This is a genomic window from Psychrobacter urativorans (assembly GCF_904846695.1).
GTDB classification, from domain to species: domain Bacteria; phylum Pseudomonadota; class Gammaproteobacteria; order Pseudomonadales; family Moraxellaceae; genus Psychrobacter; species Psychrobacter urativorans.
Map to the genome: position 1 here is coordinate 1 of NZ_CAJHBR010000039.1, position 7,189 is coordinate 7,189.

General features: G+C 39.0%; 5 protein-coding genes. 2 read left to right on the forward strand and 3 right to left on the reverse strand.

Annotated elements, in window-relative coordinates; all coding sequences use genetic code 11:
* Positions 1 to 161: 161 nt before the first annotated feature.
* Both JMY09_RS13975 and JMY09_RS13980 read left to right on the forward strand, forming a co-directional pair.
* Entirely contained in the window at positions 162 to 1,961 is a 1,800-nt protein-coding gene (locus JMY09_RS13975) for an ABC transporter ATP-binding protein (RefSeq protein WP_201624540.1), read from the forward strand.
* Between the two features lie 227 nt (positions 1,962 to 2,188).
* The gene (locus JMY09_RS13980) at positions 2,189 to 3,325 is read left to right on the forward strand and encodes a glycosyltransferase (RefSeq protein ID WP_201624542.1); all 1,137 of its coding nucleotides are present in this window, start codon (positions 2,189 to 2,191) and stop codon (positions 3,323 to 3,325) included.
* Positions 3,326 to 3,328: 3 nt separating this feature from the next.
* Here the strand turns inward: JMY09_RS13980 and repM are convergent, their stop codons facing one another.
* The 3 genes from repM to JMY09_RS13995 all read right to left on the reverse strand — a co-directional run bounded on the left by repM (position 3,329) and on the right by JMY09_RS13995 (position 6,989).
* The gene (gene repM / locus JMY09_RS13985; RefSeq protein ID WP_201624544.1) at positions 3,329 to 4,291 is read right to left on the reverse strand and encodes a replication initiation protein RepM; all 963 of its coding nucleotides are present in this window, start codon (positions 4,289 to 4,291) and stop codon (positions 3,329 to 3,331) included.
* Positions 4,292 to 4,596: 305 nt separating this feature from the next.
* Complete coding sequence (locus JMY09_RS13990; protein ID WP_201624546.1) at positions 4,597 to 5,421, reverse strand: hypothetical protein; 825 nt, start codon at positions 5,419 to 5,421, stop codon at positions 4,597 to 4,599.
* Between the two features lie 2 nt (positions 5,422 to 5,423).
* Positions 5,424 to 6,989 carry a MobA/MobL family protein gene (locus tag JMY09_RS13995; RefSeq protein WP_201624548.1) on the reverse strand — a complete coding sequence of 522 codons (1,566 nt, stop codon included), beginning with the start codon at positions 6,987 to 6,989 and terminating at the stop codon, positions 5,424 to 5,426.
* Positions 6,990 to 7,189: the final 200 nt, after the last annotated feature.

Genomic DNA, 7,189 nt, shown 5'->3' on the forward strand with positions numbered 1-7,189 from the left:
AGCAGGTGCTTGATACACTAATATGATATATTACTCAGTTTTTTATTTACATAATTATTATTAACTTATTTTAAGTTTCTTATCCTTAATAGTTTGATTTTATTTAAGGTGCTAAGAAGTCGTTGCCTTACACTTTAAGTCGATTCCATAGTTGGATTTATATGCTAAAAACAATTAAACAGCTGTTCTCATTGCTTTCAGATGAGCAAGTAAGACAGTTTTATATTTTGCAAGTTCTTGTAGTTATTATGGCTTTTACTGAGTTGCTAGGAATTGCTTCTATAGCCCCTTTTATGGCTTTAGTCGGTGATATTTCTATACTAGAAAAAAGCAATGTATTTGCTGAGTTATATCAACTATCTGGCATAAAAGACCCTATGGATTTTGTGTTTTATACCGGTTTGCTGGTGCTAGTAGCATTATCCGTCTCTACCCTAGTTTCTATGTTTACTATTTGGAAGCTATCTCTTTATGCGGCACGGATAGGTACTGAAATTGCGGATCGTCTCTATGCTTATTATATGCAAGAAGACTGGCAATTTCATGCAAGTGGTAGTAGTGCCCAATTGACCAAGCAAGTATCTACAGAAGCTATACGGGTGACCAATGGAATAGTTCAGCCACTAATGCAAATGAATGCGAAAGTGGTTTTAGCTACTCTTATATCTGTCAGCATCTTAATTTATAACCCTATTATAGCAATAACCGGTTTATTTATATTTGCTCTCGCTTATTTCTTACTTTATAAGCTTGTCCGTAAAAAACTAGTCTCGAATGGTCAGCTAATATCACAAGTTTCCACTGAACGTTTTAGGTTAATGAATGAAGGGTTTGGTGGAATTAAAGATGTGTTACTGCTTAATCGTAGTCAGGACTTCGTTAAACGTTTTGAAGAAAGTGGTCAGGTTTTTGCTCGTGCCTTAGGGTTGAATTCCGGTATTAGTCAAGTACCTCGCTATTTTATGGAACTGATAGCGTTTGGTACTATGATTGGGTTGGTGCTACTACTGATTAAGCTGCATGAAGGCAATCTAGGTGCCGTACTGCCAATTTTAGCTGTTTACGCTCTAGCGGCATTTAAGCTGCTGCCCGCTTTACAACAAATATATTCTAGTATCGCTCAAATCAAAGGTAATTTATCAGCTTTTGAAGCCATTAAAGAGGATCTAGAGCGCTCCGTTAGCAGTCAGAAAATCATTACTAAAGAAGCACTACCAATACGCACAGAATTAAAAGAACAAATCAGACTAAGCAATATTAAGTTTAATTATCCAGGTAAATCAAGACCTGCTGTGAATGGCGTAACCATGACCATTCCAGTTAATAGTGTGGTCGGTCTGGTAGGATCATCTGGTTCTGGAAAATCGACCTTAATTGACTTATTACTTGGTTTGTTAATGCCGCAAAGCGGTCATATATATGTCGATGATACTCACATCACTCCTGAAAACAAACGCGCTTGGCAAAATACTTTAGGCTTTGTTCCGCAAAGTATTTTTTTGAGTGAGGGGACTATCGCTGAAAACATTGCTTTTGGTTTACCTGTTGCAGATATCGATTTAAAACAAGTCAATAAAGCTCTAGAGCTTGCTAGCTTAACCGATCTAGTTGCGCAGCTTCCTGATGGCGTGAATACGAAAGTAGGAGAGCGCGGTGTCCAACTGTCTGGTGGCCAGCGACAACGTATTGGTATTGCTAGAGCGCTTTATCACGAAGCGGATGTTTTGGTATTTGATGAAGCCACTAGTGCCCTAGATGGTATTACAGAAAAAGTAATCATGGATGCCATACATGACTTTAGTGGTCAAAAAACCATAATTATGATTGCCCACCGTCTAAAAACAGTACAGAAATGTGACATTATTTACTTAATGGACCAAGGAAAAATAGTTGATCAGGGCACTTATCAAGAGCTGGTAGAAACAAATCCTCAGTTTAAAGAAATGGCTGAGCATGCTTAAACAACACTATTTGACTCCTAAGAAAGAAGTACAAATACAGCGTGCTGCTGGTATGTTTTTTCTGGCGTACTGCGTTCCTAGAGGCTCCGCAACCTATGCTTTAAAAGCAAGCATCCCAGTAGCACTGTATTTATTTTATAGTGGATCGACTATAACAGGTACGTCATATATCAATATGGTATAGTAATCAATTTTTTATTTACATAACTATTATTAAGAACACTTGTATGAAAAAAATATATATAACTAGTCGTCATCTCGGGCATGGTGGAATAGAAAAAATAATCTGCGATCTTTCTAATTTGTTTATTGAAATGAATTATGATGTCGAAATATTATGTACTTATTTTTATAAAGAGCCGGTTTATTACTTAGATAATAAAGTGAAAATTACGTATTTGACAGACCAATTACCAAGAAAAACTGCTTCCTTGAAGAAAAGCTTAACCAATCTTAATCTAATAAGTTTTTTAAGCGATGCCTGTATTAGGGCTACAGATTTTTACTTGCATAGCAAGCTAATCATAAATTCTATTAAAGATATTGAAAACAGTATCATTATTTCAACTAGAAATGAGCATACTACAATAATAAGCAAGCATTCAAAAGACAGCAACAAACTAATTGCTCAATTACACTGTGATCACACTCAGTTCAGAGGTTACTCAAAGGATATTAGAGATAAATATGGAAAAATGGATTATTTATTGTTACTTACAGAAGAGCTAAAAAGCGAAGTAGAATCAATATTAATTGGCTCTAATCAAAAGACTAAATGCTTAACTGTGCCTAATTTTATAGCAAATAAAGAATTTATAAAAGACACTAAGAGGAAGAACCAAGTTATATCAGTAGGGAGGCTGTCACCAGAGAAAGGGTTTGATAGGCTACTATTTATTTGGAAGGAATTTCTAGATAATAATGAAAACTATATACTTAAAATAGTGGGTGACGGGCAAGAAAAAGAAAGACTTATCCAACTAGCAAAGTCTTTGAATATCAGCGATTCTGTAGTTTTTACAGGCTATCTTTCTAACGATGAAACAGTTAACGAAATAAGAAAATCTAAAGTGTATGTAATGACGTCTATGCACGAAGCTCTCCCTATGGTTCTTTTGGAGGCTATAAATCAAGGTACACCAATTGTTGCTTATGACGTAAGGGTCGGCCCAAGATCAATTATTAAAGACGGATACAATGGCTTTCTAGTTAAAGAAAATGATATAAAGTCTTTTGTTGAAAAATTAGAAATTCTATCAAAAGAAGATAAAGTTTATAATAGTATGAGTAGGAATGCGATTGTTTCTTCGGAATTGTATTCTGTAGAAAAAATAAAAAGAATATGGTCTGATATTTTAGAGTAAATTCTAATACTCAAGATACTCTCTAATTGGACGCTTCTTAAACTCAGAAGCGTCTTTTTTAAGGCGGTTAATCATCTCAAACTCCCATCCTTGCTGTGACTGTCCAGCTGGGCTAGTCGGGGTTACTAAATGATTGTACTCTGCCATAAAAGCAGGGTTGCGGACGATTCGTCCTAGCTGTTTATCATTTAGCCCTTCAACCGTAAATATATCTGCTGTGTTCACATCTCTGACAGCTTCTTGCTTCGCATTTTTTGGTTGAGCCTTAGTTAATACCTTAAATTTAAAGCCTGCTATAGCCACGCCTTTTTTAACCTGTTCGTAGCTGACTTTTAGGTCTGATTTTTCATTTATCTCTTTCACTGCAAGGTCTAAAACGCGCTTTTTAAAGTCGCTCATTGCCTTGTATTCAGTATCTTCAACACCTAACTGCCCTCTGAAAACATCTAGATCAAAACTTACCTTTTTTGCTTGTCTCCATTGGTTGAGTAGTTCGTATAACCTAACAGAGTATACACTCTTCATTGGTGCTACCTGCTCAAGCGCAAATCTTGTGAATAGCGTTTTAGCTTCTATAGCATCAATACGTGTAATCTCTTGAACTACAGCAGGTGTAAGCATTATTTCTATGATTGCTTCATCGTCTAAATACTTTGCCTGACTTACCCAATGAGACTTAACTGGCTTACCATCCCGTTCATCGAGAAATGTAAAATAACGCTTAAATAAAGAAGTTTCAGCTTCAATAAGAACTTCGTACGCCGTTTGTCTTGTGACACCAAACGCTTCAGCATAGCGGCTTGCGTGGATAGGTAAGGGAGTTACAGTATCTATGCCTGTTCCTGTTTCTCTCGCGTCTATAATCGCTAACTGCATAAGTCGAATTTCAGCAAGTGATAATTTTTGTAGAGCTGTATTTAGCCTGTGAGTTTTAACAACCTCATTTTTTAACTTTTTGTTGCTCATATCTGTAAACCCATTCTAATAAATGACACTAATTTAACACGTCCCTTAATGGTCGTAAACAAATAACGTCCTTAATTGACAGGTAAACGTCCCTTAATTGACAGGTAAACGTCCCTTAATTGACAGGTAAACGTCCCTTAATTGACAGGTAAACGTCCCTTAATGACCTGCGCAGCCCAATCATAACAATGCTTCCAGCCAAGTTAAAAGCTTTTAAAAGCATTAAAAACATTAAAAGCATTTTTGGTTGTTGATAACTAAGAAATAAAAAGCTGTTTTTTTACTACTTAGAATTAGCTTCATAGTTACTTAAATTTGCACCAAGTAGAATTACTCCAAAAGCTAGATTTAAAGTCTTTTCTACATTTACTGGTATCTACTTCTGCATAGTAACCATCATCAGCTTGAACAACCTTGTTAAATAATTGTGCTCTCTCAAGTGCATTGTATTGAGATTGCCTTTGAGAAATTTCAGCCTTGCTAGGAACAAACAACCAAGCTGAACCAAAGGTTAGCAGCATGATACAAAGACAGACAACACCAAGCATAGCCGTTATCTTCCAGCTAAGGTGTTTTACTAAGTTATAGCTAAAGTCATTAGCCACATCATCAAGTCTATCTTTGGTACTGTTGATAACAGCAGTTGTGGTGCTATCTACGCTCTCTTTCATCTTTCGGCTTTGAGTATCGTAGGTATCTTCATACATTTTGAAAAACCCCTGTCGGCTCTCAAATTCAGTTTTTGAGTTATGAGCAGCAGTCTCAAGATCGTCAAATTGCTTTTCAATCTTAGTGGCAATCGTTGATAGCCTCTTAGTGGCTGTATCTATATGCGTGGTAAAGCCTTGATCTATTAGCGTATGATAGGATTTTTGGTTTTGCTGAAAGGCAGAATTAATATTATTTTTGAGTGCTGCATTGGTGTTATCTATGATCAGCTGTTCTTTATCCTGATAGGTTTTTAATAGCCCAGTGAGCTGCTTTATCATTGCTGATATTTGCTGTACGTGCTCATTGTTGGTTTTACCTTGCTCCTGACTGTCTGCTAGTAGCTCTTGCTGCTGTTCAATCAGTGCGTGAAGGGTGAGTACCAATTCTTCTATTTCAATCGACTGGGCGTTGTCGGTCATATTTAAAATCCTAGGGTCATGCCACGACTTCGATTAATATCATGGTTAAGGTCATTAATGGCTAATGAGACGCTCTGTAGGCGCTCCTGCTGCGTTTCAGAGAGGTTTTGCTTATGCCCAGGTACCATAGCATCAAATACGCCCTTTAATGCCGCTGTATCAGCCTTTTGCGACACGGTGTGTCGCGAGTTTTTTACATTCTCTAATGCCGATTGCGAATGTGAGATAAGATCATTGCCTAAACGCTCATACTGTAGCTCTGCAAGTGTTTTTTGGTGTTTGGTGGTACTAGGGTCTTCTTGATAGCGTGTCAGCGCTTGCATACGGCTGTATGTGGCGAGAATGGCGACAAGATGTTGGCCAAACTCGCTGCTTTGATCGATTTTTTGCAGGTGCGACTTATCAACACTCATGGGCTGCTGTTCTAGCTGCTGATAGAAGTGCTTAAACTCTCCTGTCTCCGTAGCAATTCTTGCAAGTCTCTGATCTCGGCGCTGTTGTCGCTCTAGTTTCTCTTGTTCGGCCTGTTCTCGTTCTTTTCGCTCCGCTGTTTCTAGTTGCTGCTGTTGTAGGTGCTCTTGCTCGGCTTGCTGCGCCTTCTCACGGTTAAAACGTACCGCTTTTAGCCTGTTTACCGTATCGTTGGCGCTGTCTATCCTCTCCTGAGTAACTTTTTTGGGCTTAAAGTTAGGCTTAGGCATATCGGGGACAATGAATAGCTTGCTTTCGCGCAGGTCGGCGATGGTACGATCCGCTTTATCATTGGTTTTTTGGTTATTGGCTAGGTGTTTGTTCCAAACCAGCTCATTAGATTGGATAATCTCACGGTTAAATTGCCCTTTTGCAGTCGGTATTCCTTTACGCTCCATATGGGTCGCGTCTTTACCCATCTTGATTTGCGGCACTAGGTCGATACCTTGTGATTTATAGCTACGGCTGTCGATCAGGTTATGGCCTTTTTCTTCTAATACCCTGTTAGCGGTATGCTCCCACAGTTCGCGCACGGCTTTAACTTCCACGCTCATGCGCGGCAAGCCCTTTTTTCTGCGGTCATCGTCTGATATTTCGCTGTCGGCTTTGTCTTTAGTGAGGTAGATTTTGCCGTCATCGTCTATGGTGGCAGTGCGCGTGGTCAATAAGATATGAGCATGGAAGTTAAGAGGACTGGCACCGCGCTCGATTTCTTTATCGGTTGGTACATGGATCGCACAATCTGCGATCACTTGATATCTATCGGCTAAGGTTCTGGCGAAGTCATGGGCTAAGTCTTTGCGATCTTGTTCGCTCAATTCATGCGGTAAGGCAACCAACCATTCACGAGCCACGCGACTATTTTTTCGGGTTTCATTGCGCTCTGCCATATTCCACAATTCGGCTCTGCCAATCTCGCAACCAGCTAAGGCAGTCGGCAAAATAATATCGGCACTTAATACGCCACTGCGTTTTTGGTAGTCGTGCGTTTTGCCGTGGTTTTTATCTTCATCAAGCAATTTGTCACCGGCACGATAAGCAGCGGCCGCGATTGCACTTTGTCCTTTTGCTCTTGATATTGACTTAGTGCTTGCCATGAATATCGCCATAACGACTGCCTGTTTTGAAGGTGGTTTTTTGGGGTTTGGGGTGTCCCCAACGTGTTTTGAGAATTGGGAGATATGAACCGATAGGTGAATATATCACAGTTCTCGAAAACGCGCTCTTAGTCAGAGGGACAAAACCATTATGCGTGCGTTCAAATGAATAACTAGAGTTGAACTAGCAGGTGCTTGAT

What these genes read in the sequence shown, in the direction of transcription:
- JMY09_RS13990 (WP_201624546.1), bottom strand. Translation starts at nt 5,421, where the DNA reads ATGACCGACAACGCCCAGTCGATTGAAATAGAAGAATTGGTACTCACC.
- repM (WP_201624544.1), bottom strand. Translation starts at nt 4,291, where the DNA reads ATGAGCAACAAAAAGTTAAAAAATGAGGTTGTTAAAACTCACAGGCTA.
- JMY09_RS13980 (WP_201624542.1), top strand. Translation starts at nt 2,189, where the DNA reads ATGAAAAAAATATATATAACTAGTCGTCATCTCGGGCATGGTGGAATA.
- JMY09_RS13995 (WP_201624548.1), bottom strand. Translation starts at nt 6,989, where the DNA reads ATGGCAAGCACTAAGTCAATATCAAGAGCAAAAGGACAAAGTGCAATC.
- JMY09_RS13975 (WP_201624540.1), top strand. Translation starts at nt 162, where the DNA reads ATGCTAAAAACAATTAAACAGCTGTTCTCATTGCTTTCAGATGAGCAA.